Raw genomic sequence first — 25821 nt, 5'->3', positions numbered from 1 at the left:
CCCAACTGTTACTTGCCTGCCTTCTCTTCTTTTCCGGGCTTGCCTTCAAGCGAATGGCGCATGATCAGCGGCATTTGGCTGAAGGTGAAAAGAAGCGTGATCGGCATGATGCCCCAAACCTTGAAGGTAACCCATGCGTCGGTGGAAAAATTCCGCCAGACCACTTCATTGACAAGGGCCAGGAACAGGAAAAACAGGCCCCAGCGGAAGGTGAGTTTCTTCCAGCCTTCGGCATCGAGGCTGAAGGCCGAATCGAAGACGTAGCCGAGCAGCGATTTGCCGAAGAACAGGCCGCCGAGCAGCACGCCGCCGAACAGCATGTTGACGATGGTCGGCTTCATCTTGATGAAGATGTCGTCCTGCAGATAGAGCGTCAGCGCGCCGAAGACGAACACCACGACGCCCGACACCATCGGCATGATCGGCAAGGTGCGGGTGAGCAGCCAGGAGGCGATCAGCGCGATCGCGGTCGCCGCCATGAACAGGCCGGTAGCGACGAAGATCGGCCCGCCGAATTCGGCCAGCGCCGGAAATTTCTGCGTCAGCCATGCGCCACGCGCGTTGGCAAAGAAGAACACCATCAGCGGGCCGAGCTCCAGCACCAGCTTGAGCAGCGGATTGACGCCTTCCTTCTTCTGTTTCTGCGGGTCGGACGGGTCGCGTTCGAGGATGGGCGGGTTCATAGGCTTCCTTCTTACGCACGATCCTGTCCAAAAAGTCTGCAACTTTTTGGGATCATGCTTGTTAGGCCACTCCAGCGATCGCCCTGGCGAACTCGCTTGCGGAGAAAGGTTCGAGGTCGTCGACCTGTTCGCCGACGCCGATGAAATAAACCGGCAATTTGTGCTTTGCCGCGATCGCCACCAGAATACCGCCGCGTGCCGTGCCGTCCAGCTTGGTCATCACCAGGCCATTGACGCCGGCGACATTGCGGAAGATCTCGACCTGGTTGAGCGCGTTCTGGCCGGTGGTGGCGTCGACCGTCTGCAGCACGGTGTGCGGCGCCTCCGGATCGAGCTTGCCCAGCACCCGAACTATCTTTTCCAGTTCCGCCATCAGCTCGGTCTTGTTCTGCAACCGCCCGGCGGTGTCGATGATCAGCACGTCGGAGCCGGCTTGCTTGGCCTGTTCGAAGGCGTCGTAAGCGAGGCCGGCGGCGTCGGCGCCAAGCTTCGAGGCGATGACCGGCGATTTGGTGCGCTCGCCCCAGATCTTCAACTGCTCAATCGCGGCGGCGCGGAACGTGTCGCCGGCTGCGAGCATCACCGACAGGCCGCCATCGGTCAGCTTTGCCGCCAGCTTGCCGATGGTTGTGGTCTTGCCGGTGCCGTTGACGCCGACGACAAGGATGACATGCGGCTTGTGACTGAGATCAAGCTCCAGCGGCATGGCGACGTGGGTCAGCACCTTCTCCACCTCCGTCGCCATGATGGCGCGGACTTCCGTCTCGGAGACGTCCTTGCCGTAGCGGCTGGCGGCCAGCGAATCGGTGATGCGCAATGCCGTCTCCATGCCGAGATCGGCGCGGATCAGCACGTCCTCGAGATCCTGCAGCGTGTCCTCGTCCAGCTTGCGCTTGGTGAAGACGCCGGCGATGTTGCCGGACAGTTCCCGGGAAGAGCGGGCAAGCCCCTCCTTCATACGCTGGAACCACGAGCGTTTCGGTGCCGGTTCCGGCGCCTTCTGTGGCTGGGCTTTCTGCTCGACCTTCTTGGTTACGGTCACCTTGCCGGGGGCTGGCTTTGGCTCCGGCGGTGGTTGCGGAACGGCCTCCGGCTCCGGTGCGATCTCAGCAAGGTTTGGCTTTGCCTCGACCGGCGCCGGCTGGCGAATGGGGGGCGGGATTTCGGCCGGCGGCGCCTCAGGCCGTTGTTCCGGCTCGGACGGGGCGATTTCTGGCGGCTGCGGCGGCTCGGGCTCAGGAATTTCCTGCGGCTCTGGTGCAGGAACTGGCTCAGGGATGACGGCAGCGGCCGGGATTTCCTCGGGCGCTGCCTGTTCGGCAGGCGTTTCCGGCTCCGGTTTCGGCGGCTGCAACTCCTCGACCGGAGCAGGCTCCGGCTGCATTTCAGGCTCGGGCGCCGGCCGTTCGGCAGGCGCCTCCGGCTCCGGCTCCTCGAACGGAGCGAGTTCCGGCTGGATCTCTGGCTCGGGCGGAATGGTTGGTGCAGGTTCGGGCGTCGGCTCTTCGACAGGCGCCGGTTGCGGCGCGGGCGGTGCTTCCGCCTCGACTGGCGGCGGAGGCGCAGCTTCTGTTTCGGGCTGAGGCTCTTCCCGTTTCAAAAATTCCGGAACGGCCTGCTCAGAAGCCGGTTTCAGCGCCTCCAGCGCATCCCATTTGATCGGCGGCAGAGGTGCCGACTCGTCGATCCGCTCCTCGACCACTTCCTTCTTGCCGAACGAAAATATCTTCTTGAAAAAACCAGCCATGTCTTTGCGTCTCAGGCGACGCTGGCGGCAAGCGGCGCCGCGATCAGTCTGATACCATCATGGCCGGCGATATCAGCGTCGACGATTTCGCCCGGCGCGCCGGCGGAGACCGCGGCGAGCGTAAACCCTTCGGTGCGGCCGAGCCCGTCGCGCTCGACCAGGATCGACTGGCGCGTTCCGGCGAGTGCGGCGAGGTGACTGACATAGGCGGCGCCACCGGCGGCGCGCAGCCGTGCAGCACGCTGCTTGACCACCTCGCGGCGAAGCTGCGGCATGCGCGCCGCGGGGGTGCCTTCGCGCGGTGAAAATGGAAAAACGTGGAGATGCGTCAGCCCGCATTCCTCGACGATCTCCAGTGATTTTTCGAACATCGCGTCCGTCTCGGTCGGGAAGCCGGCGATGATGTCGGCGCCGAAGACGATGCCGGGGCGCAATTTGCGCAAATCCTCGCAAAAACGGATCGACTGATCCCGGTTGTGTCGGCGCTTCATCCGTTTCAGGATCATGTCGTCGCCCGCCTGCAGCGACAGATGCAGATGCGGCATCAGTCGGGGCTCGGTGGCGATCGCGTCGAGCAGATCGTCGTCGGCCTCGATCGAATCGATCGAGGAGAGGCGCAGGCGTTTCACGTCAGGCACCTGCTTGAGGATTGTCTTGACCAATTTGCCGAGTTTCGGGCTGCCCGGCAGGTCGGCGCCGAAGCTGGTCATGTCGACGCCGGTCAGCACGATCTCGGCATAGCCATTGCCGCTCAGCCGCTTGACCTGCTCGACTACGGCGCCCATCGGCACCGAGCGCGAATTGCCGCGGCCATAGGGGATGATGCAGAAGGTGCAGCGGTGGTCGCAGCCGTTCTGCACCTGGACGAAGGCTCGCGCCCGGCCTTCGATGGCGTCGACCATATGGGCGGCCGTCTCGCGTACCGAAAAGATATCGTTGACGCGAGCCTTCTCGGTATCGTTGACGCCGAAATCCGGCAGCGCGCGATAGGAATTCGCCTTCAGCTTCTCCGCATTGCCGAGGACGAGATCGACCTCGTCCATGGCGACGAAATTCTGCGGCTCGGTCTGCGCGGCGCAGCCGGTGACGATGATGCGGGCGGCCGGGTTCTCGCGGCGGGCCTTGCGGATCGACTGCTTTGCCTGGCGCACCGCCTCGCCGGTGACGGCGCAGGTGTTGAAGATGATGGCGCCGCCTGCCAGCGCGCCAAGGCCGGCGCTTTCCGCCTCGCGCCGCATCACCTCGGATTCGTAGGTGTTCAGCCGGCAGCCGAAGGTAACGACGTCAATGCCCTTCTTGGGAAGAGCGGGCATCAGGCGGCGCTTTCGGTGTCGCGGGCCCACACGCCGGTCGACGGGTCGAAGCTGCCGGAAAATTCCCATTCGGCGGCACCGGTGAGGACGACGTGGTCGTCGCCGCGCCATTCGACATGCAAGGAGCCGCCGCCGGGCGTCACCAAGGAGACGCTGCGTCCGGTCCGCTTGGTGCGGGCGGCAGCGACGACGGCGGCACAAGCCGCCGTGCCGCAGGCCTTGGTCAGGCCGGCGCCGCGCTCCCAGGTGCGGATGACCATCGTCTCGGGCGAGGTCACCTGCGCGATTGTGATGTTGGCGCGTTCGGGGAAGATCGGGTGGTTTTCGAGCAGCGGACCGAAGCGGTCGAGCTCGTAGGACCAGACGTCGCGGTCGACCCAGAAAATGGCGTGCGGATTGCCCATCGACACGACCGAGGGCGAGTGAAGCACAGGCGCGTCGATCGGGCCGATCTGCAGCTCGATCATGCGGGTGTCGCGGAATTCCTCGGCCAGCGGAATATCCTGCCAACCGAAACGCGGTCTGCCCATGTCGACCGAGATCAGCCCGTCGGCATGTTCCTCGGCGTTGAGGATGCCGGCGACAGTCTCGAAGGCGAATGTTTTCTGGCCGGTCTCGGCAGCAAGCGCTTGCACCACACAGCGCATGCCGTTGCCGCAGGCCTGCGCGCCGGTTCCGTCGGAATTCAATATGTCGATGAAAAAGGCGGTGCCCGGCGTCCTGGCATCGTGGATCGCCATGATCTGATCGAATTTCGTCGCGGCATCGGCGTTGAGCGCAAGGGCGGCAGCCGGCGTCACCCGATCGACGCGACCGCGCATGTCGGCAACGATGATCTCGTTGCCGATGCCGTTCATCTTGGCGAAGGGGGCAGTGCTTGCCATGGATCGAAAGGTCTCATGCCGGTTTGGCGCCTATATGGCGGATACCGGCCGAAATTACCAGTGCGCGGACATTTTGAATCCGCGCATCGTGCTTTCCAAAAATCGATTTTCGGGCCGATGCGCTACGTCACCGCGAAGACGCCGAGCATGACCAGCAGGAAGATGATCAGCACGATGCCGATGAGTGCACCGGTGGCGGCAGCTCCGGCCAATGCCGGCATGCCGAGCAGGCTTGCCGCGGCCGCGATGATCAGAAGAATGATGATCCATTTGATCATGAGAAAAAACCTCGCAGCCGACGGTTGTGGAAACCACTACAAACGCGTCTGCGATGGCTTGGGTTCCAATTCCTTGGATTTGCCTGGAAATTCCCTGCACCGCGAAGCCGGTCGCCTGCCTAGGCCGCGGGCACGTCCCAGACCTCGCCGGGACGCAAGGCGCGAAAGCGTTCGCGTGGGACGCTCTGGTCATCCAGGGCCTCGCCAAGTTTTCTGGCCGGCTCGTCGATCGGCTCGTTGGTGAGCCGGAACGTGCCCCAATGGCAGCCGGCAGCATAGGCGGCATTGCAAAGAAGCAGGCCTTGCACCGCCTCCTCGGGGTTCTGATGGTGTGGCGCCATGAACCAGCGCGGCTCGTAGGCGCCGATCGGCAGGATGGCGAGGCGGAAGCCGCTATGCCTTTCGGCCATCAGCCGATAGTTGATGCCCTCGTGGAAACCGGTGTCGCCGGCGAAATAGATCTTTCCGCCCGGCGTCTCGACCACAAAACCCGCCCACAGTGCCATGCGCCGGTCGCGGGTGCCGCGCGCCGACCAGTGGTGCACCGGCTCGACATGGACGGTGACATCCTCGCCGATGTCGACCCGCTCGCCCCAGTCATGCGCGGAGAGCCGCATGCCCGGAACGCCGTCTTCGATGATGGCGTCGTTGCCGAGCGGCGTCAGCACCAGCGGGTCGTGCTTTGCCTTCAGCCGCTTCAGCGTGGCGAGATCGAGATGGTCGTAGTGGTTGTGGCTGACCAATACGAGGTCGATCGGCGGCAGGTTGGAAAAGGCGATGCCCGGCAGGTTGACCCGTTTCGGCCCGGCAAAGGAGAGCGGCGAGACGCGCCGCGACCAGACCGGGTCGGTGAGGATATTCAGGCCGGCTGTCTGGATAAGCAGCGTGGAATGGCCGACCATGGTCAGCCTCAGCCCGGGGCCTTCGATCCGCTCGGCCGGCGTGGCCTGATGAAACGGGCTCGGATTCGCCGCTGGCCATTTCGAGCGCTCGCCGCCCAGCTGCCACTTCAAAAGATCGGAAAAACGCGCAGGCAGCTTGCCGTTGGGATTGAAGAACAAGGTGCCGTCGAAATGATCGCTGGGCGGGCCGCTGTAGTAGCGATTGGCGGCTCTTTTTCTTGCAGCCAAGGTTTCGCCTCCGGCAGGGTTCGGTTTCATCAGAGATAGGACCAAAGCCGGCTTGCGCAAGCATCTGGGGCCGAATGCCAAGGGCACGCCTGTCCAGGCAAACCGCTGCGCACCGTCGGGTCAGACCTCCAAGGACAGGCTTTTAGGCGGCATGCATTTTGTGGTAAAATTGCAACAGATGCTGCCGCAAATGGTATTTTAACCATATCGGGTTGAAATTCTGCCACCTTCTCCATCTTGGTGGGGGGAAGACATTGTGCGGACGGCAGCCCCAGCCGGATCGACGGAGGTTTGAAATGGATTTTTCGAAAACCGGTCTGCTGGCCCTATCGCTTGCCGCGCTCGTTGCGAGCGGCTGTTCAACGTCACGGTTCTCGTCGATGGACCAGGAGCAGCCGGCGCCGCTGCAAGCCGCGCCCTCCGGCAAGGTGACGGCAAATCAGCTGCCGCCGCCGGCGTCGCCCGGCACGGCCGACCCGTCGAAATTTCCGACGGCGCCGCAAGGCACGCTAAACCCCCAGGTCGCCTCGTTGCCGCCGGACGGAACGGCACCGGCCGGAGCCCCGGATCTTACCGCAGGCAGCGTCGCCGGCGTGTGGAAGGCCAGCGTGTCCGGCCAGAGCTGCCAGGTGGCAACGCCGCAGACCAAATTCGGCGCCGGCTACCGGGCCGGACCGCTGCATTGCCCGGCGCCGATCGACGGCATCAAATCCTGGAACGTCGCCGGCAAGCAGCTGACGCTGTATGATGAGAATGGCGGCACGCTGGCACGGCTCTATTCCTCGGGCGGAGAGAAATTCGACGGCCAGACTTCCAACGGCCTGCCGATCTCGCTTACAAGAGGCTGACCCGCCTCCTATTTGTTTTTACGCAATTCCTAGGGAAAACCGCTACACACTTTTCCTGGGATTGCTCTAGAGCAGGATGGATTCAAATTGAGTCGGTCATCCTGCTCTAAGTCTTTTTTTGCGTATGATCTTGTCCGAAAAGTCTGCAACTTTTCGGGATCATACTTCAGAACGACGTGACCGATGCATCTGCGTGACGGCCTTCAGACCCATGCGACCGTCCGGCAGCGCTACGACCATTTGGTCGATACGGGCCTGATCGACCGCGATCCGGCACAGGAGCGGATCGTCGCGGCACTCGACCGGCTGATCGACGAGATTTCGGCAAAGCGGCTGGCGCACAAGTCGAGCGCGCTGGGCTGGCTGTTCGCGCGCAAGCGCGAGACGCGCGAGGCCGTCAAGGGCCTCTACATCCATGGCGGCGTCGGCCGCGGCAAGACCATGCTGATGGACATGTTCTTCGAGCTGGTGCCGGTCAGGCGCAAGCGCCGTGTGCACTTCAACGACTTCATGGCCGATGTGCAGGACCGCATCCAGAAGCATCGGCTGGAGCGCAAGAATGGCACCGTCAGGGAAGACGACCCAATCGCGCCGGTGGCCCGCTCGCTGGCCGAGGAAGCCTGGGTGCTGTGCTTCGACGAGTTTTCCGTCACCGACATCGCCGATGCGATGATCCTGTCCCGACTGTTCTCGGCGCTGTTTGCCAACGGCGTCGTGCTGGTCGCCACGTCCAATGTCGCGCCGGAGGATCTCTACCGCGACGGTTTGAACCGCAAGCTTTTCCTACCCTTCATCGGCACCCTGGAGCGGAATGCGCAGGTGCTGGCGCTAGACGCCGACAAGGATTATCGGCTGGACAAGCTCAGCCGCCTGCCGGTCTATGTCACCCCCGCCGATGCCGCCGCCGATGCTGTCCTCGACGAGGCCTGGGAGGTGATGACGCATGGCAGGCCGACGGAGGCGGCGGCGCTGACGGTAAAGGGCAGGCAGATCGTGGTGCCGCGTGCTGCCGGCGATGCGGCGCGGTTTTCTTTTGCCGATCTCTGCGAGAAACCGCACGGCGCCCGCGATTTCCTGGCGATTGCCAGCCGCTTCTCGACCATCTTCATCGATCATGTGCCGGTGCTCGGCGAAGGCAGCCGCAACGAGGCCAAGCGCTTCATCCTGCTGATCGACACGCTCTACGATCATCATGTGCGGCTGGTTGTCAGCGCGGCGGCGGCGCCGGCTGAACTTTATGCGGCGAAGCGCGGCATCGAGGTCTTCGAATTCGAGCGCACGGCGTCGCGGCTGATCGAGATGCAGAGCCACGAATGGCTGGAAGACTGGGCGAAACGGCAGAGTGCGCGGATGGCGCCGCCTGAAGCGCAGCAGGCTCAGGCCTAGAGTCGATAAACATACATGACAAAGCCTTCCGCCTCGCCGTGCGGCTCCCTTCGCGCCTCATACAGTGCGCGAGCGGCAACATTGTCCGGCTCGGTGCCGACCCAGGCCTCCTCGCAGCCATGCTCGCGGCCGAGCGCAAACATGGCGTCGAGCATTCTTGTCGCTGTGCCCTGGCGCTGGAAGGCCGGCGCCACGCCGACTTCGTCGATGTAGAGTTCGCTCACCTTGTCCGGATGGTGGTGGATGACGGCAGCGCACTGGCCGACGACCACGCCGTCGGCGAGCGCCACGATCATGAAATGTCCTGGTGAGGCGAGGTAGGCGGCAAGGCGATCAGGCCTCACCGGCTCGTCGAACACGTCCTCGGCGACCCGCATCACAAGGGCGTCATCGCCGGGAAACAGCCTTCTTATTTCCATCTTCATTGTGTAGAGATCCCAAAGTCGGCTTACATTTTTTGACGCTTACGTAACTCCCATTGTTTCTAACCGATTGAAATTATTCACTCCGAAATAATCGTTTGAATTTATTTTGCGCCGGGGCTATTGGGTGCGGCGAAATCCCGCGGCTTCCTCGCAGCATTCCGGCCTCCTTCCTCGACGCCGTCATCCAATTCGTTAAGGATTTGGGCGCCGTCACAGTCTAAAGGGAAAACATCCTGACATGGCACGCAACAAGATAGCGCTCATCGGCTCGGGCATGATCGGCGGCACGCTCGCCCACATGATCGGCCTCAAGGATCTCGGCGATGTTGTGCTGTTTGATATCGCCGAGGGCATCCCGCAAGGCAAGGGGCTGGATATCGCGCAGTCATCGCCGGTCGATGGGTTCGACTCCAGGCTGACCGGTGTCAACGATTACGCCGGCATCGAGGGCGCCGACGTCTGCATCGTCACCGCCGGCGTGCCGCGCAAGCCCGGCATGAGCCGCGACGACCTTCTCGGCATCAACCTGAAGGTCATGGAGCAGGTTGGCGCGGGTCTCAAGAAATACGCGCCGAAAGCCTTCGTCATCTGCATCACCAACCCGCTCGACGCGATGGTCTGGGCGCTGCAGAAGTTTTCCGGACTGCCGAAGAGCCATGTCGTCGGCATGGCCGGCGTGCTGGACAGCTCGCGCTTCCGCTATTTCCTGGCCGAGGAATTCAAGGTGTCGGTCGAGGATGTCACCGCCTTCGTGCTCGGCGGCCATGGCGATTCCATGGTGCCGATGATCCGCTATTCGACGGTCGCCGGCATCCCGCTGCCCGACCTCATCAAGATGGGCTGGACCTCGAAGGAAAAGCTCGACCAGATCGTGCAGCGCACCCGCGACGGCGGCGCCGAGATCGTCGGCCTGCTTAAGACCGGCTCGGCCTTCTACGCACCGGCCGCCTCGGCGATCGCCATGGCCGAAGCCTATCTCAAGGACAAGAAGCGCGTGCTGCCCTGTGCTGCGCATCTCTCCGGCCAGTATGGTGTCAAGAACACCTATGTCGGTGTGCCGGTGGTGATAGGCGCCGGCGGCGTCGAGCGCATCATCGAGATCGAGCTCAGCAAGCCCGAGCAGAAGATGTTCGACAGTTCGGTGGCGGCGGTGCAGGGCCTGTGCGAGGCCTGCGTCAAGATCGCTCCGCATCTCGCCGCCAAGTGACCTGCCGCCAAGTGAACCGGAGACAACGCGCATGAACATCCATGAATATCAGGGCAAGGCGCTGCTGAAGGGCTTTGGCGCACCGGTGGCCGAAGGCGTGCCGGTGTTCGAGGCAAGCGAGGCGGAAGCCGCCGCCAAGGCGTTGCCCGGCCCGCTCTATGTGGTGAAGAGCCAGATCCATGCCGGCGGTCGCGGCAAGGGCAAGTTCAAGGAGCTCGGCCCCGACGCCAAGGGCGGCGTCAGGCTGGCGAAGTCGGTGGCCGACGTCGTTGCCAATGCCAACGAGATGCTCGGCCACACGCTGGTCACCAAACAGACCGGCCCGGCGGGCAAGCAGGTTAACCGCCTCTATATCGAGGACGGCGCCGATATCGAGCGCGAGCTTTATCTGTCGTTGCTGGTCGACCGCTCGGTCGGCCGCATCGCTTTCGTCGTTTCGACCGAAGGCGGCATGGACATCGAGGCGGTCGCCCATGACACGCCGGAAAAGATCATCACCGTCGCCATCGACCCGGAAAAGGGCGTGACGGCGGATGATTTGAAAGAACTCAACGGCGCGCTGAAGCTTGACGGCGACGCCGCCAAGGACGGCGAGACGCTGTTCCCGATACTCTACAAGGCCTTCCTGGAGAAGGACATGAGCCTGCTCGAGGTCAACCCGCTGATCGTCATGAAGAACGGCCGGCTGCGCGTGCTCGACGCAAAAGTGTCGTTCGACAACAACGCGCTGTTTCGCCATCCCGACGTGATGGAGCTGCGCGACATCACCGAAGAGGACGAGAAGGAGATCGAGGCGTCGAAATACGACCTCGCCTATGTCGCGCTCGACGGCAATATCGGCTGCATGGTCAACGGTGCCGGCCTCGCCATGGCGACGATGGACATCATCAAGCTCTATGGCGCCGAACCCGCCAACTTTCTCGATGTCGGCGGCGGCGCGTCGAAGGAGAAGGTGACGGCGGCGTTCAAGATCATCACCAAGGATCCGGCGGTCAAAGGCATCCTGATCAACATTTTTGGCGGCATCATGAAGTGCGACATCATCGCCGAGGGCGTCATCGCGGCGGTCAAGGAGGTCGGCCTGCAAGTGCCGCTGGTGGTGCGGCTCGAAGGCACCAATGCCGAGCTCGGCAAGAAGATCATCAACGACAGTGGCCTCAACGTCGTCTCGGCCGATGATCTTGATGACGCTGCGAAGAAAATCGTGGCGGCGGTTAAGGGATAGTGCGGCGCAGACAGACGATCATGGCTTTCGGCGTGGACTGAGCTGGAGAATACGTGTGGAACAGGACGTCACGCAGAGCTTGCTTGGATACATCATCGCCTGGTTGCCGCTGGCAGCTTTTCTGGTGATCTGGATCTGGGGCCTCGTTACACTTAAACAATATGTGCGGGCCCGGGAACTCGCCGGCCACGACAACGCGGCCGCTATTCGTGAGCTCTGCGAGACAAATCGAGAAATTGTAGCCGTGCTGCGCGAACTGAAGCCAGAACTTCAAGGGCGGAGGTCATAGGATGCTTCCGCACAAGATAAACCTGGTCGAGGCGGCGGATGCGAAGATCAAAAAGGTCTTTGATCCGCATATCGCCGGCGACGTCAACGACGCCCAGGTCAAGATCGCCAAGTTCGGCGATGTCTTCGACTGGCACGCGCATGACAATGAGGACGAGGCGTTCCTGGTGCTGCGCGGCCGCATCGCCATCGATTTCCGCGACGGCACGGTGGAGCTTGGCAGCGGCGAGTTCATCGTCGTGCCGCGGTCCGTCGAGCACCGGCCGCGCTCGCTGAGCGAGGAGCCGGTAGTGCTGATGTTCGAGCCGGCGACGACACTCAACACCGGCAACGCCAAGAGCGACCTCACCGTCGCCGATCTCAAGCGGCTCTGACCATGGCATCTCTGACGATGACCACGCAGCCTTCCTCGATCAACGGTTTGTAAAAGGACCACCATGTCCATTCTCGTCGACAAGAACACCAAGGTGCTCGTGCAGGGCCTGACCGGCAAGACCGGCACGTTCCATACGGAGCAGGCGCTGGCCTATCACGGGACAAAGATGGTTGGCGGCATCCACCCCAAAAAGGGCGGCGAAACGTGGACCGGCGCCAAGGGCGAGAGCCTGCCGATCTTTTCCACCGTCGCTGAAGGCAAGGCAACGACCGGCGCCAATGCGTCCGTCGTCTATGTGCCGCCGGCGGGCGCCGCGGAGGCGATCCTGGAAGCGATCGAAGCCGAGATCCCGCTGATCATCTGCATCACCGAGGGCATCCCGGTGATCGACATGATCAAGGTCAAGGCGCGGCTCGACCGCTCGACATCGCGGCTCATCGGCCCCAACTGTCCGGGCGTGCTGACCCCCAACGAATGCAAGATCGGCATCATGCCCGGCAACATCTTCCGCAAGGGCTCGGTCGGCGTTGTTTCCCGCTCGGGAACGCTTACCTACGAGGCAGTGTTCCAGACCACCAATGTCGGCCTCGGCCAGACCACCGCTGTCGGCATCGGTGGCGACCCCGTCAAAGGCACGGAGTTCATCGACGTGCTGGAGATGTTCCTCGCCGACGACGAGACCCAATCGATCATCATGATCGGCGAGATCGGCGGCTCGGCCGAGGAAGACGCCGCGCAGTTCCTCAAGGACGAAGCCAAGCGTGGCCGCAAGAAGCCGATGGCCGGTTTCATCGCCGGGCGCACGGCGCCGGCCGGCCGCACCATGGGCCATGCGGGCGCTGTCATCTCCGGCGGCAAGGGCGGTGCCGAGGACAAGATTGCAGCGATGGAGTCAGCTGGGATAAAAGTTTCGCCCTCGCCGGCCCGGCTCGGCACGACGCTGGTCGAGGCAATTAAAGGTTAAGGGAGTAGGGGAGTAAGGGAATGGGGGAGTAGGGAACGCCAGCGGCAAGAAAATGCCCTATTCCCCTACTCCCTTACTGCCCTACTCCCTTACTGCCCTACAAAAGGAGACGGAGCCAGGCTCCGCTGAAAAAATGGCAAGACAAGATCAGGCCAACGACCAATTTTCGCTTACCTCTTTCCTCTATGGCGGCAATGCCGATTATATCGACGCGCTCTACGCCGCCTATGAGGACGATCCCTCTTCGGTCGACCCCGAATGGCAGGATTTCTTCGCGGCGCTGAAGGACGACGCCGGCGATGTCCGCAAGAATGCCAAGGGCGCCTCATGGGCTAAGCCCTCGTGGCCGTTGCAGGCCAATGGCGAGCTGGTGTCGGCGCTCGACGGCAATTGGGGCATCGTCGAAAAGCACATCGAGAAGAAGGTCCAGGACAAGGCGGTGATGAACGGCGTCGCCCTTTCCGACGCCGACGTGCACCAGGCGACGCGCGATTCCGTGCGCGCCATCATGATGATCCGCGCCTACCGCATGCGGGGCCATTTGCACGCCAATCTCGATCCGCTCGGTATCGCCAAGCCGCTCGAGGACTATAACGAGCTGTCGCCGGAAAATTACGGCTTCACATCAGCCGATTACGATCGCCCGATTTTCCTCGACAACGTGCTCGGGCTCGAATTCGGCACCATCCGGCAGATGCTCGACATCCTGACCCGCACCTATTGCTCGACGCTCGGCGTCGAGTTCATGCATATTTCCGATCCCGAGGAGAAGGCCTGGATCCAGGCGCGCATCGAGGGCACCGACAAGGAGATTTCCTTCACCGCCACCGGCAAGAAGGCGATCCTGCAGAAGCTGGTCGAGGCCGAAGGCTTCGAGCAATTCATCGACGTCAAGTACAAGGGCACCAAGCGCTTCGGCCTCGACGGCGCAGAGGCGCTGATCCCGGCACTGGAGCAGATCGTCAAGCGCGGCGGCCAGCTCGGCATGAAGGAGATCGTGCTCGGCATGGCGCATCGCGGCCGGCTGAACGTGCTCTCCCAGGTGATGGCAAAGCCGCACCGCGCCATCTTCCACGAATTCAAGGGCGGCTCGGCCGCACCCGACGAGGTCGAGGGCTCGGGCGACGTGAAGTACCATCTCGGCGCTTCGTCGGACCGCGAGTTCGACGGCAACAAGGTGCACCTGTCGCTGACCGCCAATCCTTCGCACCTGGAAATCGTCGATCCGGTGGTGATGGGCAAGGCGCGGGCCAAGCAGGACTCCCTGTTCGGCCGCAGTCGCGAGGAGATCGTGCCGCTGGAAGAGCGCGCCAAGGTGCTGCCGCTGCTCCTGCACGGCGACGCCGCCTTTGCCGGCCAGGGCGTGATTGCCGAAATCCTTGGCCTGTCGGGGCTACGCGGCCACCGCGTCGCCGGCACGCTGCATTTCATCATCAACAACCAGATCGGCTTCACCACCAATCCGCGCTTCTCGCGCTCGTCGCCCTATCCGTCGGATGTGGCCAAGATGATCGAGGCGCCGATCTTCCACGTCAACGGCGACGATCCGGAAGCCGTGGTCCATGCCACCAAGGTGGCGATCGAATTCCGCATGAAGTTCCACAAGCCTGTCGTGGTCGACATGTTCTGCTATCGCCGCTTCGGCCACAATGAAGGCGACGAGCCGGCCTTCACCCAGCCGATCATGTACAGCAGCATCCGCAGCCACAAGACGACGGTGCAGATCTATGCCGACCGGCTGATCGCCGAAGGCCACCTTACCCAGGCCGAATTCGACAAGCTCAAGGCCGACTGGCGGGCACATCTCGAGCAGGAATTCGAGGTCGGCCAGCATTACAAGCCCAACAAGGCCGACTGGCTGGATGGCGCCTGGTCTGGCCTGCGCACGGCCGACAACCAGGACGAACAGCGGCGCGGCAAGACCGCCGTGCCGGTCAAGACGCTGAAGGAGATCGGCAAGAAGCTGACCGAGGTGCCGAAGGATTTCGCGGCCCACAAGACGATCATGCGGTTTCTCGAGAACCGCCGCCAGGCGATCGAGTCGGGCGAAGGCATCGACTGGTCGACGGCCGAGGCGCTGGCCTTCGGCGCCATTCTGCTCGACGGCAATCCGGTCCGGCTGTCGGGACAGGATTCGGAGCGTGGCACGTTTTCGCAACGCCACTCCGTGCTCTACGACCAGCGCGACGAGACACGCTACATTCCGCTCAACAATCTGTCGGCGGCGCAGGCCGGCTTCGAGGTCATCAACTCGATGCTGTCGGAAGAGGCCGTGCTCGGCTTCGAATATGGCTACAGTCTGGCCGAGCCGAAGGCGCTGACGCTTTGGGAAGCACAGTTCGGCGATTTCGCCAACGGCGCCCAGGTGGTGTTCGACCAGTTCATCTCGTCGGGCGAGCGCAAGTGGCTCAGAATGTCGGGCCTCGTCTGCCTGCTGCCGCATGGCTATGAAGGCCAGGGGCCGGAACATTCGTCGGCCAGGCTCGAGCGCTTCCTGCAGCTTTGCGCCGAAGACAACATGCAAGTGGCTTACTGCACGACGCCGGCCAACTACTTCCACATCCTGCGCCGGCAGTTGAAGCGGGATTTCCGCAAGCCGCTGATCCTGATGACGCCGAAGTCGCTGCTGCGCCACAAGCGGGCGGTGTCGACGCTGCCGGAGATGTCGGGCGAAAGCGCGTTCCACCGGCTGTTGTGGGACGATGCCCAGCAGCTCCCCGGCCAGGCGATCAAGCTCACCAAGGATTCGAAGATCCGCCGCGTCGTGCTGTGCTCGGGCAAGGTTTATTACGACCTCTACGAGGAGCGCGAGAAGCGCGGCATCAACGACATCTACCTGCTGCGCGTCGAACAGCTCTATCCGTTCCCGGCCAAGGCGCTGATCACCGAACTGTCACGCTTCCGCAACGCCGAGATGGTGTGGTGCCAGGAGGAGCCCAAGAACATGGGCGCCTGGTCGTTCATCGATCCCTATCTGGAATGGGTGCTGGCGCATATCGACGCCAAGCATCAGCGGGTGCGCTATACCGGTCGGCCGGCAGCCGCGTCGCCGGCGACCGGATTGATGTCGAAGCATCTCGCCCAGCTTGCCGCCTTGCTCGAAGACGCGCTCGGCGAATAGAACAGAACCGACAGAAAAACGGACAGGCACAATGGCTACCGAAATCCGCGTCCCCACACTTGGCGAATCCGTCACCGAGGCGACCATCGGCAAATGGTTCAAGAAGGTGGGCGACGCGATCGCCACCGACGAGCCGCTGGTCGAGCTCGAAACCGACAAGGTAACGGTGGAAGTGCCGGCCGCGGCCGCAGGAACGCTCAGCGAGATCGCCGTCAAGGAAGGCGAGACGGTCGAGGTCGGCGCTTTGCTCGGCATGATTTCGGCAGGCGACGGGGCAAAAGCGGCAGCACCCGCGAAGGCGTCAACTTCCGAACCGAGGCAGGACGCGGTATCGCAAGCCTCGGCACCGACCGCCGCATCAACCGTCAAGCAAGCCGCGGCCGAGACCGCCAAGATCGCTGGCGATGCCGGGCCGATCGAGGCGCGCACGATGCCGCCGGCGCCAGCGGCGGCGAAGCTGCTGGCCGAGAGCAATCTCGCGGTCGACCAGGTCTCGGGTTCCGGCAAGCGCGGCCAGGTGCTGAAGGGCGACGTGCTCGACGCAATCGCCAGGGGCGCGCCGTCGCAGCCGGCCGAGACGCCGAAGGCTCCTGCACCGGTCGCTGCCCGTGCGCCGTCCTCGGCCGATGACGCGTCGCGCGAAGAGCGCGTGCGCATGACCAAGCTGCGGCAGACCATCGCGCGCCGCCTCAAGGAAGCGCAGTCGACCGCCGCCATGCTGACCACCTTCAACGAGGTGGACATGAGTGCGGTGATGGCGCTCAGGACCAAATACAAGGATGTGTTCGAGAAGAAGCACGGCGTGAAGCTGGGCTTCATGGGCTTCTTCACCAAGGCCGTCACCCATGCGCTGAAGGAGATCCCTTCGGTCAATGCCGAGATCGACGGCACCGACATCATCTTCAAGAACTACGCCCATATCGGCGTCGCCGTCGGCACCGAAAAGGGCCTCGTCGTGCCAGTGGTGCGCGATGCCGACCAGATGTCGATCGCCGAGATCGAGAAGGATATCGGCAGGCTGGGCATCGCCGCGCGTGACGGCAAGCTTTCCGTGGCGGATATGCAAGGAGGCACGTTTACGATTTCCAACGGCGGCGTTTACGGGTCGCTGATGTCGACGCCGATCCTCAACGCGCCGCAGTCCGGCATTCTGGGCATGCACAAGATCCAGGAGCGGCCGGTGGTGGTCGGCGGCCAGATCGTGATCCGGCCGATGATGTATCTGGCGCTCTCCTACGATCACCGCATCGTCGACGGCAAGGAAGCGGTGACCTTCCTGGTCCGCGTCAAGGAAAGCCTGGAGGATCCGGAGCGGCTGGTGCTGGATCTGTGAGTGGCCAGGATGGCTGAGCCTGTCGAGCCAATCGATCTGCTCGAACTTCTGACGACGGGCCGCGCGGGACCGATCGAACTCGGCAAAAGCAACCGCGAAACGATTCGCGGCTTGATAGATCCGGAGGATCTGCGCGCGGATAATCACTATCGCCACGGAGATACTGCGTCAGCGTGGTGCATCTACGGTGCGAATTGCGAGTTCTTTTTCAGTCCCGATTTTTGCCTGAGGTCAATCAGGGTCGAGCCCGTCTTTGGAAGATTGCAGGTGGGCGGGATGATGGCGACCTGGCAAGGCGATCTGGACATAGATCTGGGGCGACATCCAGTAACTTTTGCGGGCAGCAAACCGATAGCGATCCACAGCCTGCCCAAGGCATTGCAGCTCCTGAACAAGCCCGAACTCGAATTCAAGTGGACAATTGGCGGCGGCGATGAGCGCGACATTTATGTCGAGGTGGCGGAAGGCTCCCGCTTCTTGACCCTCAAATATGAGGTGAACACCCTACCAGTCTACGCGCGCGCAAACGTTGCCTTCGAGATAGATTATTTCCTGGCCACGATCTTCATCGTCGATCGGGATGTTCAAGGCGAATAGAACTGACAAATGACGATCCGTTCCCAGTCTGCGCGTTTGTTGGCCGCATCGTTCTCGACCGGGCTGGTCATGGTCGCATCGACGGCCTTTGCCGCCTGCCCGATCGAGCTCGCCGTCTATGGCGATGCCGAAAGTGCCGCCGAGATCGATTTCAGGCCGACCATGGAATCGGCTGTTGTCACCAACACGTTCAAGATGGTGCTCGACAACAGCGTCGTGCTCGACGGCATCGTCATGTGGACGGAAGGCGTGGCGCGGCCGCATGGTTCGCTGATGTACAAATGCCCGACGGGCGACGTCACCGGCGACGAGCTCGCCGCCTGCACGGTGTGGGAGGGGGTCGTCTACAGTGGTGACGACAAGGGCAACATCGCTCTGCTGCCGGCCGAAGGCGTGGACGCGCCGAAGACCCTGATCTTTCCCGACCTCGGACCGTCGCTGCAGATGTTGGCCGCCTCTGGCACCAACGGGTTTTCGAAAGTGCCGTGGGATGTGTTTTCGTTGAAGGGTTGTCAGGAATGAGCGCGAGCAAAAAAGTGCTGCTGGTGACCGGTGGCGGCCGCGGCATCGGCGCGGCCACATCCAGGCTTGCCGCCAAGGCCGGATATCGTGTTGCGGTCAACTATGCCTCGAACGAGGCTGCAGCCACGGCGCTTGTCGCGGCGATCGCGCAGGATGGCGGCGAAGCGCTGGCCATCAAGGGCGACGTGGGCAGCGAGGCCGATATTCAGGCGATGTTCGAGAGGATCGATCATGCCTTCGGTCCGCTCGATGCGCTCGTCAACAATGCCGGCGTGGTCGACCGGAAGGCGCGTGTCGACGAAATGAGCGGAGCAAGGCTGGAGCGCATGATGCGCATCAACGTCATTGGCGCCATGCTCTGTGCCCGTGAAGCGGTGAAGCGCATGTCGACCAGCCATGGCGGCAAGGGCGGCGCTATCGTGAATGTTTCGTCGATTGCTGCAAGAATTGGCGGACCGGGCGAATATGTCGACTACGCCGCCTCGAAGGGTGCGATCGATTCCTTCACTATTGGCCTGGCGCGCGAAGTGGCCAGCGAAGGCATTCGCGTCAACGCGGTCAGTCCAGGGATTGTCGACACCGAAATTCACGCCTCGGGCGGGCAGCCGGATCGCGTCGAGAGGATGCGTCACCTCGTGCCCATGCAGAGGGCGGGAACCGCCGAAGAGGTCGCCGCGGCAATTCTTTGGCTCCTGTCGGACTGGGCGTCCTTTACGACAGGCGCGAATTTGGAAGTGGGCGGCGGCCGCTAATCCCAGCCAAGGCTGAGTGCCAGACCAGAAGGATAGTATCATGGCTTATGACATCGTTATCATCGGATCGGGACCGGGCGGCTATGTCTGCGCCATCAAGGCGGCACAGCTCGGCCTCAAGACGGCGGTGGTCGAGAAGAACCCGACCTTCGGCGGCACCTGCCTCAACATCGGCTGCATTCCGTCCAAGGCGCTGCTGCATGCCTCCGAGATGTTCGCCGAGGCCGGCCATTCCTTCGACACGCTGGGCGTCGAGATCGGCGCGCCGAAGCTCAATCTCGGGAAGATGATGGCGCACAAGGACGCGACCGTGGCGTCCAACGTCAACGGCGTCGCCTTCCTGTTCAAGAAGAACAAGATCGACTCGTTTCGCGGCACCGGCAAGGTCTTGTCCGCCGGCAAGGTGTCGGTGACCGGCGAGGACGGCAAGGTCGAGGAGATCGAGACCAGGAACATCGTCATCGCCACCGGTTCCGACGTCGCCGGCATTCCCGGCGTCAAGGTCGACATCGACGAGAAGGTGATCATGTCCTCGACCGGCGCGTTGTCGCTAGACAAGGTGCCGGGCCATCTGGTGGTGGTAGGCGGCGGCGTCATCGGGCTGGAACTCGGCTCGGTATGGGCGCGGCTCGGCGCGAAGGTCACCGTCGTCGAGTTCCTCGACACCATACTGGGCGGCATGGATGGCGAGGTCGCCAAACAGTTCCAGCGCATGCTGTCCAAGCAAGGCATCGAATTCAGGCTCGGCGCCAAGGTGACCGGTGTCGCCAAGGCCAAGAAGGGTGTCACCGTCATCTTCGAGCCGGTCAAGGGGGGTGCTGCCGAGACCATCGAGGCGGATGCGGTGCTGATCGCGACGGGACGTCGGGCCTATTCGGACAGTCTCGGGCTGAAGGAAGCCGGCGTCGATGTCGACGAGCGCGGCCGGGTCAAGACGGACGGCCATCTCAAGACCAATGTACCCGGCATCTACGCCATCGGCGACGTCATCGCCGGGCCGATGCTTGCCCACAAGGCCGAGGACGAGGGGGTGGCGGTGGCCGAGACCATCGCCGGCCAGGCCGGGCATGTGAATTACGAGGTGATCCCGAACGTCGTCTACACCAGTCCGGAAATCGCCTCGGTCGGCAAGACCGAGGAAGAGCTGAAGGCGGCCGGCATCGACTATAAGGCCGGCAAGTTTCCGTTCAGCGCCAATGGCCGGGCGCGCGCCATGCTGCATACCGACGGCTTCGTGAAGATCCTGGCGGACAAGCAGAGCGATCGCGTGCTCGGCGTCCACATCGTCGGCTTCGGCGCCGGCGAGATGATCCACGAGGCGGCGGTGCTGATGGAGTTCGGCGGCTCGTCGGAAGATCTTGCCCGCACCTGCCACGCCCATCCGACGATGTCGGAGGCGGTGAAGGAAGCGGCACTGGCGACCTTCTTCAAGCCGATCCATATGTAGGCCGTCCTAGAGCGGTTCATCGTTTCACGGAAACGCCGAACCGCTCTATCTCTTTGTTTTTGCGCAATTCCGGACGGAAAACCGCTTCACACTTTTCCTGGAATTGCTCTAAGCTACTCCGGCAGCCACCTGATGGCTCAAAGCAAAACGGCCCGCTTTTCAGCGGGCCGTTCGTATTTGAAGTCAGCAGCCGATCACTGCGCCGGGGCTGGTGCGGGCGCCGGAGCAGGCGCTGGCTCTGCAGGCGCCGGAGCCGGTGCAGGCGCCGGAGCAGGCTCTGCGGGTGCTGGTGCGGGCGCAGGCTCTGCGGGTGCCGGGGCTGGCGCAGGCTCTGCCGGGGCCGGGGCAGGTGCCGGTTCTGCGGGCGCCGGCGCTGGGGCTGGCGTGCTGGCGGCCGGCGGCTCAGCAGGCGCGGGCGTTTCACCGCTTCTTCCAAAAATATAGTAAGCGACAATAGCCAGGATAACGACAACCAGGGCAATCAGCCAGCCGCTGCCGCCGCCACCCGACTTGGGAGGGGGGGTCGGAGTGGTGTACGGGTCGTTTGGATTCGCCATAAAAGTGTCCTCCGTGGATGAAAAGTATCAATCAACACAAATCAACGCGCAATCGTTGAACAGGTTTCACGCTAGGTATCGAAAACGCCGAAAACAGGGCAATCTGCGCCTGGAATCGTTGGTCCGCACGCATTTCCCTCGCAAAATTGGCGGAGATCGAGCCAAAACGAGCCTTTTCAGCCATCTTGCACCAAGACCGGACCGCCGCCCTCGCGTCCTGATTCGGGAAGGCATCGATCGGAATCATGTCTTCCTGGTCCGCAACTCAACCGTGCAACTCAGTAAACGACGGTCAGGTTCAGGCGGCCTTGCGGAAATCCTCGACCAGACCTCCGCGTCGGGAGGATGCAGGGCGTCATGAAGGCGGCGAGGGGTCGGCCCGGCATGATCGATCACTTGTTGGGGCCGGCGAAAAGTCATTTTCTCGATGCGGCGCAGCCCACCGGACTCGACGGCATGTCGGCGCCGCCGCAAGCCGGGCTCCCGGCGTGCGCCTTGCCGGCCGCGAGCAACGCGACGACGAGAAAAGAGACAAGAAACAGGGCGTTGAGTACCACAAGCAGCTTCAGCGACACAAAAGCCGCGCGGTCGGTAATGGCGATGACGCGTTTCATGGCTCTTTCTAGGCCTAAAAAAGCGGCGAAACGGTTAACCGGCTTATCCAAATTGTCTTGAACGGGGCTCATTGCGCGTGCGCTGTCCGGACTTTGCAGGCCTGCACGTCGCTCACGCCCGCGGATGGGCGGCTTCGTAGATTTCGAGCAGCCTGGCGGTGTCGACGCCGGTGTAGATCTGCGTCGTCGACAGGCTGGCATGGCCCAAAAGTTCCTGGATGGTGCGTAGGTCGCCGCCGCGCCCAAGCAGATGCGTGGCGAAGGAATGGCGCAAGGCGTGCGGCGTGGCGGTATCGGGCAGATTGAGCGCCGAGCGCAGCTTCGCCATGTCGCGCTGGACGATGGCCGGATTGAGCGGGCCGCCGCGGGCGCCGCGAAACAGCAGGCCCTTCGGATCGAGATGATAGGGGCAGAGCCGGCGGTATTCGGCGATCGCCCTCAGCGCCACCGGCAGCACCGGAACCAGCCGGGTCTTGCCGCCCTTGCCGGTGACGCGCAGCACGCTATCGCCAGCCGACGACAGATCGGCGCCCGACAATCCGAGCGCCTCGGAAATGCGCAGGCCCGAGCCGTAGAGCAGCGTCAGCACGGCGGCGTTGCGGGCGGCGATCCACGGCTCCTCCGCCAACTGGCCTTCCACCGAAACGACGTGTTTGGCATCGCTGGCCGTCAGCGGCTTGGGCAGCGACTTCGGCTGCCGTGGCGCGCGCAGTGCTGCAGCACCCGCCGCATTGACGAGGCCGCGCCGCTCCAGAAAGCGCAGCAACGAACGGATGCCGGCGAGCCCCCGCCCGAGCGTGCGGGCGCCGGCGCCCCCGGCGCGGCGAGCGGCGAGAAAACCGCGGAGATCGGCCGGGCGCAGATCGGCGATATCCGAAATGCCGGGCGAACCGCCGCAATGGCCGGTCAGGAAGTGCAGGAACTGGCGCGTGTCGCGCTCATAGGCCTCCACGGTTTCCGGCGATAGCCGGCGTTCGCGCGCCAGCATCTTCAGCCAGGTTTCGCGGGCCGCCTGAAGGTCTGGTTTGGCTGGAATAAGAAATTCCTGCATTGGCTCTTTCGATATTCCGTTCTTCCAATTCGTTCTTCCAATTCTGGGCCATCTTCCGGCAGCCGGGTTAGGAAGCGGTGAAGAGCCGCGTCATTGAAATGACAAGAGGCTGGAGCTAGAGCAAGGCCAAAGGATTTTTCCACCGATGACCAAACCACAAAACCCCGTCCAGATGGCCGTGATCGGCGCCGCCCACGGCATCAAGGGCGAATTGCGCGTGAAAACCTTTACCGGCGATCCGTTGGCGCTAGCCGACTATGGGCCGCTCTACGCCAGGGACGGCCGCGCCTTCCAGATCGTCGACATCAGGCCGGCCAACACGGTCGTCGTGGTGCGCTTCAAGGGCATCAGCGACCGCAACGCCGCCGAGGCGCTTGCCGGCACGGAATTGTTCGTCGACCGCTCGATGCTGCCGGACGATGGCGAAGAGGACGAATTCTATCATGCTGATCTCGTCGGGCTGGCGGTCCGGGACGATACCGGTGCTGACATCGGCAAGGTCGTGGCCGTGCATAATTTCGGTGGCGGCGACATTCTCGATGTGATGCTTGGCGAGCGCAAAGGCGTGCTGATCCCGTTCACGCAGGCCGCCGTGCCTGACGTGTCTATCAAAGAGGGTTTCGTCCGAATCGATCCGGCGGCGGCGGGACTGGTCGAGGACGAAGACGGCGAGCCTCCCGGTGGCGACGGTTTCGACCCGAAGGGCAGGCCGCGCGGGCCGAAGGACGCCGGGGGCAACCGGTGAGCTTTTCCGCCTCGGTGCTGACGCTCTATCCGGAGATGGTTCCCGGCGCGCTCGGCCTGTCGCTGGCCGGCAGAGCGCTGGAGGCTGGCACGTGGGAGCTGGAAGCAATCCAGATCCGCGATTTCGCCAGCGACCGCCACCGCACCGTCGACGACACACCGGCCGGTGGCGGCGCCGGCATGGTGATGCGCGCCGACGTTTTGGCCAAGGCGATCGACCATGCCTCGCCACCGGGTGATCCACGGCCACGGCTGCTGATGAGTCCGCGTGGAAAACCGCTGACGCAGTCCCGCGTGCGCGAACTGGCCGCCGGGCCGGGCGTCGTCATCGTCTGCGGACGCTTCGAAGGCGTCGACCAGCGGGTGATCGACGCGCGTGGGCTCGAGGAGGTCTCGGTCGGCGACTTCATCCTGTCCGGCGGCGAGCCGGCAGCGCTCGTGCTGCTCGACGCCGTGGTGCGGCTGTTGCCCGGCGTGATGGGCAATGCGGTATCAGGCGATGAAGAGAGTTTTGAAAACGGCCTGCTCGAACATCCGCACTACACGCGCCCGCAGGAATTCGAAGGCCGGCAAATCCCCGAGGTTCTCACCTCGGGCAATCACAAGAAGATCGCCGCATGGCGGCGCGCTGAGTCGGAAAAGCTGACCAGGGAAAGGCGGCCTGACCTGTTAGCCGCTCAGCCCTTGGCAAAATAGTAAAAGGCCAGGAACACGCCGATCCCAACCACGAAGCCGCGCACGGCAATTTGCGGCACGCGCTTGGCGATCCAGACGCCGGCATAGCCGCCCAGCGCGCCGCCCGGTATCATGATGATCGCTTGCGGCCAGGCGATCACGCCGCCGGAGACGAAGACCAGGATGGCTATCGCCGCGATGACCACGGCCAGCATGTTCTTCAGCGCGTTCAGGCGGTGATAGTCGCCGGGCTGGGTGAGGCCGAGCGTTGCCAGCATCATGACGCCCATGCCGGCGCCGAAGAAACCGCCATAGACTGCGGTGGCGAATTGCGCCAGGGAGCCGACCAGCGAACCCACCGCGGCCTCATGCCCCGGCTTGGGTGCCGGCTTCAGCCACGGCCCAGCGGCGAATAGCGCAGTCGCCGCCAGCAGCAGCCATGGCACCAGGACGCGGAACGACGGATTGTCGAGCGCCAGAAGGATGAGTGCACCGGCCAGCGCGCCGAAAGCCGATATGAGGCCGAGCAGCAACGCCGTGCGCCAGAAATGCTTGATGTCGGACCAGTAGGCGAGCGTCGAGGTGATGTAGCCGGGAAACTGTGTCACCGACGAGGTCGCGTTAGCGACGATCGGCGGCAAGCCGACCAGCGTCATGGCGCCGAAGGTTACGAACGTCCCGCCGCCAGCTATCGCGTTGACGGCACCTGAGAGAAAGCCCGCGAAAAAGAGCAGGGCCGCATCGAGAACTGGCATGGGGGGTATTGCCGCCGGAGGAAAGTCACGTTTTACCCGGCTTAAAAAGCTTGGGCCTTCGGCGCAACCCCTGCTGAAAGATTGCAATGTCGGCCAACGACCAAAAAAGAACACGGCAAAGGCGTGACAAAGCGTCGAAATAGCTGTATGTGCCCGCCCGAACCGGAAGAAAAATCTGCCGGACCCGTCAACAATGGCGGTGTAGTCGCCCCTGCCCGATGTTCTCGCGAACGAAGGGCATAGCCGAGCGGTCAATGGAACTGCAAAGCGAGTGTCGGACGCTCTGACTGTCGGAAGAACAAGAAGTGGATTTTTACGATGGACATCCTCCGTCAGCTCGAGGCCGAACAGGCCGCCAAGATCGAAGCCAAGCGCAAGCTTCCCGAATTCCAGCCCGGCGATACCGTGCGCGTCCAGGTCCGCGTGACCGAAGGCACCCGTACCCGTGTCCAGGCCTATGAGGGCGTCGTCATCGCCCGCGCCGGCGCCGGTTTCCAGGAGAGCTTCACCGTTCGCAAGATTTCCTACGGCGAAGGCGTGGAGCGCGTGTTCCCGGTCTATTCGCCGATGGTCGAGGGCGTCGAGATCGTGCGCCGTGGCAAGGTGCGTCGCGCCAAGCTCTACTACTTGCGCGATCGCCGCGGCAAATCGGCCCGTATTTCGGAAAACACCGGCGTGCGCGCCCGCAAGCTGAACGATGAGGAGCGCGATGCGCTGAACGCCGAAAAGGCCCGCATCGAGGCCGAGAAGGTGGCCGCCGCGCAGGCGCTGGCCGCCGAGAAGGCCGCACAGGACGCCGCTGAGAAGAAGGCCGCCGACGAGGCCGCCAAGGCTGCGGAAGCGGCTGTCGCCGAATAAGTTTTTTCAACACCGTGCTTCGGAAAGGCGGCTTCGGCCGC

27 protein-coding genes are annotated in these 25821 nt (G+C 63.3%); 16 read left to right on the top strand and 11 right to left on the bottom strand.

The window, feature by feature from the left end; genetic code table 11:
- Window positions 1-8: 8 nt before the first annotated feature.
- The 6 genes from EOC94_RS29795 to EOC94_RS29770 form a co-directional block, all read right to left on the bottom strand.
- The gene (locus tag EOC94_RS29795; RefSeq protein ID WP_095484881.1) at window positions 9-683 is read right to left on the bottom strand and encodes a septation protein A; all 675 of its coding nucleotides are present in this window, start codon (window positions 681-683) and stop codon (window positions 9-11) included.
- A 61-nt stretch (window positions 684-744) separates the two neighbouring features.
- The gene (gene ftsY, locus EOC94_RS29790) at window positions 745-2430 is read right to left on the bottom strand and encodes a signal recognition particle-docking protein FtsY (protein ID WP_127295076.1); all 1686 of its coding nucleotides are present in this window, start codon (window positions 2428-2430) and stop codon (window positions 745-747) included.
- 11 nt (window positions 2431-2441) lie between these two features.
- Window positions 2442-3743 (bottom strand): tRNA (N(6)-L-threonylcarbamoyladenosine(37)-C(2))-methylthiotransferase MtaB, encoded by a 1302-nt coding sequence (gene mtaB / locus EOC94_RS29785; protein ID WP_127295074.1) that lies wholly within the window; start codon window positions 3741-3743, stop codon window positions 2442-2444.
- The gene (gene dapF, locus EOC94_RS29780) at window positions 3743-4627 is read right to left on the bottom strand and encodes a diaminopimelate epimerase (protein ID WP_127295072.1); all 885 of its coding nucleotides are present in this window, start codon (window positions 4625-4627) and stop codon (window positions 3743-3745) included. Before dapF ends, mtaB begins: the two co-directional genes overlap by 1 nt.
- A gap of 122 nt (window positions 4628-4749) precedes the next feature.
- Window positions 4750-4905 carry a DUF1328 domain-containing protein gene (locus EOC94_RS29775; protein ID WP_127295070.1) on the bottom strand — a complete coding sequence of 52 codons (156 nt, stop codon included), beginning with the start codon at window positions 4903-4905 and terminating at the stop codon, window positions 4750-4752.
- A gap of 119 nt (window positions 4906-5024) precedes the next feature.
- A complete protein-coding gene (locus EOC94_RS29770) occupies window positions 5025-6065 on the bottom strand; it encodes an MBL fold metallo-hydrolase (RefSeq protein WP_185928354.1) in 1041 nt (346 codons plus the stop codon).
- 266 nt (window positions 6066-6331) lie between these two features.
- On the opposite strand from EOC94_RS29770, the gene EOC94_RS29765 reads away from it, so the two are divergent.
- Both EOC94_RS29765 and zapE read left to right on the top strand, forming a co-directional pair.
- Complete coding sequence (locus EOC94_RS29765; protein WP_127295066.1) at window positions 6332-6883, top strand: AprI/Inh family metalloprotease inhibitor; 552 nt, start codon at window positions 6332-6334, stop codon at window positions 6881-6883.
- Window positions 6884-7066: 183 nt separating this feature from the next.
- Window positions 7067-8269, top strand: coding sequence for a cell division protein ZapE (zapE, locus tag EOC94_RS29760; RefSeq protein ID WP_127206021.1), 1203 nt, complete (start codon window positions 7067-7069; stop codon window positions 8267-8269).
- Here the strand turns inward: zapE and EOC94_RS29755 are convergent.
- Window positions 8266-8694 carry a GNAT family N-acetyltransferase gene (locus EOC94_RS29755; RefSeq protein WP_127295064.1) on the bottom strand — a complete coding sequence of 143 codons (429 nt, stop codon included), beginning with the start codon at window positions 8692-8694 and terminating at the stop codon, window positions 8266-8268. The two genes, zapE and EOC94_RS29755, sit on opposite strands and share 4 nt — an antisense overlap.
- A 238-nt stretch (window positions 8695-8932) precedes the next feature.
- Between EOC94_RS29755 and mdh the strand changes: the two genes are divergently transcribed.
- From mdh to lpdA, 11 genes are all read left to right on the top strand, one after another.
- Window positions 8933-9901 carry a malate dehydrogenase gene (mdh, locus tag EOC94_RS29750; RefSeq protein ID WP_095484889.1) on the top strand — a complete coding sequence of 323 codons (969 nt, stop codon included), beginning with the start codon at window positions 8933-8935 and terminating at the stop codon, window positions 9899-9901.
- Window positions 9902-9932: 31 nt separating this feature from the next.
- The gene (gene sucC, locus EOC94_RS29745) at window positions 9933-11126 is read left to right on the top strand and encodes an ADP-forming succinate--CoA ligase subunit beta (RefSeq protein WP_127295062.1); all 1194 of its coding nucleotides are present in this window, start codon (window positions 9933-9935) and stop codon (window positions 11124-11126) included.
- Between the two features lie 55 nt (window positions 11127-11181).
- Entirely contained in the window at window positions 11182-11415 is a 234-nt protein-coding gene (locus EOC94_RS29740; protein ID WP_127295060.1) for a hypothetical protein, read from the top strand.
- Window position 11416: 1 nt separating this feature from the next.
- On the top strand, window positions 11417-11788 hold the full coding sequence (locus EOC94_RS29735) for a cupin domain-containing protein (protein WP_127295058.1): 372 nt from the start codon (window positions 11417-11419) through the stop codon (window positions 11786-11788).
- 63 nt (window positions 11789-11851) lie between these two features.
- A complete protein-coding gene (sucD, locus tag EOC94_RS29730) occupies window positions 11852-12754 on the top strand; it encodes a succinate--CoA ligase subunit alpha (RefSeq protein ID WP_123148796.1) in 903 nt (300 codons plus the stop codon).
- Between the two features lie 133 nt (window positions 12755-12887).
- On the top strand, window positions 12888-15875 hold the full coding sequence (locus tag EOC94_RS29725; RefSeq protein WP_095484893.1) for a 2-oxoglutarate dehydrogenase E1 component: 2988 nt from the start codon (window positions 12888-12890) through the stop codon (window positions 15873-15875).
- A 31-nt stretch (window positions 15876-15906) separates the two neighbouring features.
- Window positions 15907-17208 (top strand): 2-oxoglutarate dehydrogenase complex dihydrolipoyllysine-residue succinyltransferase, encoded by a 1302-nt coding sequence (gene odhB, locus EOC94_RS29720; protein WP_095484894.1) that lies wholly within the window; start codon window positions 15907-15909, stop codon window positions 17206-17208.
- A 9-nt stretch (window positions 17209-17217) separates the two neighbouring features.
- Window positions 17218-17805: a hypothetical protein gene (locus EOC94_RS29715; RefSeq protein WP_127295056.1), complete on the top strand. Its 588-nt coding sequence runs from the start codon at window positions 17218-17220 to the stop codon at window positions 17803-17805.
- A 9-nt stretch (window positions 17806-17814) separates the two neighbouring features.
- Window positions 17815-18327: a hypothetical protein gene (locus EOC94_RS29710; RefSeq protein WP_127295054.1), complete on the top strand. Its 513-nt coding sequence runs from the start codon at window positions 17815-17817 to the stop codon at window positions 18325-18327.
- A complete protein-coding gene (locus EOC94_RS29705; protein ID WP_127295052.1) occupies window positions 18324-19079 on the top strand; it encodes an SDR family oxidoreductase in 756 nt (251 codons plus the stop codon). The genes EOC94_RS29710 and EOC94_RS29705 overlap by 4 nt, the downstream gene beginning before the upstream one ends.
- 40 nt (window positions 19080-19119) lie before the next feature.
- On the top strand, window positions 19120-20526 hold the full coding sequence (lpdA, locus tag EOC94_RS29700) for a dihydrolipoyl dehydrogenase (protein ID WP_127295050.1): 1407 nt from the start codon (window positions 19120-19122) through the stop codon (window positions 20524-20526).
- 588 nt (window positions 20527-21114) lie between these two features.
- Here lpdA and EOC94_RS29690 read toward each other — a convergent pair.
- The 3 genes from EOC94_RS29690 to EOC94_RS29680 form a co-directional block, all read right to left on the bottom strand.
- On the bottom strand, window positions 21115-21330 hold the full coding sequence (locus EOC94_RS29690; RefSeq protein WP_127295046.1) for a hypothetical protein: 216 nt from the start codon (window positions 21328-21330) through the stop codon (window positions 21115-21117).
- Window positions 21331-21499: 169 nt separating this feature from the next.
- Window positions 21500-21697, bottom strand: coding sequence for a hypothetical protein (locus EOC94_RS29685; protein ID WP_245465683.1), 198 nt, complete (start codon window positions 21695-21697; stop codon window positions 21500-21502).
- A 112-nt stretch (window positions 21698-21809) separates the two neighbouring features.
- The gene (locus EOC94_RS29680) at window positions 21810-22748 is read right to left on the bottom strand and encodes a tyrosine recombinase XerC (RefSeq protein WP_095484900.1); all 939 of its coding nucleotides are present in this window, start codon (window positions 22746-22748) and stop codon (window positions 21810-21812) included.
- A 145-nt stretch (window positions 22749-22893) separates the two neighbouring features.
- On the opposite strand from EOC94_RS29680, the gene rimM reads away from it, so the two are divergent.
- Both rimM and trmD read left to right on the top strand, forming a co-directional pair.
- Entirely contained in the window at window positions 22894-23493 is a 600-nt protein-coding gene (gene rimM, locus EOC94_RS29675; RefSeq protein WP_095484901.1) for a ribosome maturation factor RimM, read from the top strand.
- Complete coding sequence (gene trmD / locus EOC94_RS29670; protein WP_127295044.1) at window positions 23490-24188, top strand: tRNA (guanosine(37)-N1)-methyltransferase TrmD; 699 nt, start codon at window positions 23490-23492, stop codon at window positions 24186-24188. Before rimM ends, trmD begins: the two co-directional genes overlap by 4 nt.
- Here trmD and EOC94_RS29665 read toward each other — a convergent pair.
- A complete protein-coding gene (locus tag EOC94_RS29665; protein WP_095484903.1) occupies window positions 24170-24922 on the bottom strand; it encodes a sulfite exporter TauE/SafE family protein in 753 nt (250 codons plus the stop codon). The genes trmD and EOC94_RS29665 overlap by 19 nt on opposite strands.
- 318 nt (window positions 24923-25240) lie before the next feature.
- Here EOC94_RS29665 and rplS point away from each other — a divergent pair, with 318 nt between their 5' ends.
- Window positions 25241-25780 carry a 50S ribosomal protein L19 gene (gene rplS, locus EOC94_RS29660; protein ID WP_095484904.1) on the top strand — a complete coding sequence of 180 codons (540 nt, stop codon included), beginning with the start codon at window positions 25241-25243 and terminating at the stop codon, window positions 25778-25780.
- Window positions 25781-25821: the final 41 nt, after the last annotated feature.

This window comes from Mesorhizobium sp. M6A.T.Ce.TU.016.01.1.1, from assembly GCF_003997065.1.
In the GTDB taxonomy this organism is placed as follows: Bacteria; Pseudomonadota; Alphaproteobacteria; order Rhizobiales; family Rhizobiaceae; genus Mesorhizobium; species Mesorhizobium mediterraneum.
Note: the sequence above shows the minus strand (reverse complement) of the source record. Positions and strands in the feature narration are given on the sequence as shown.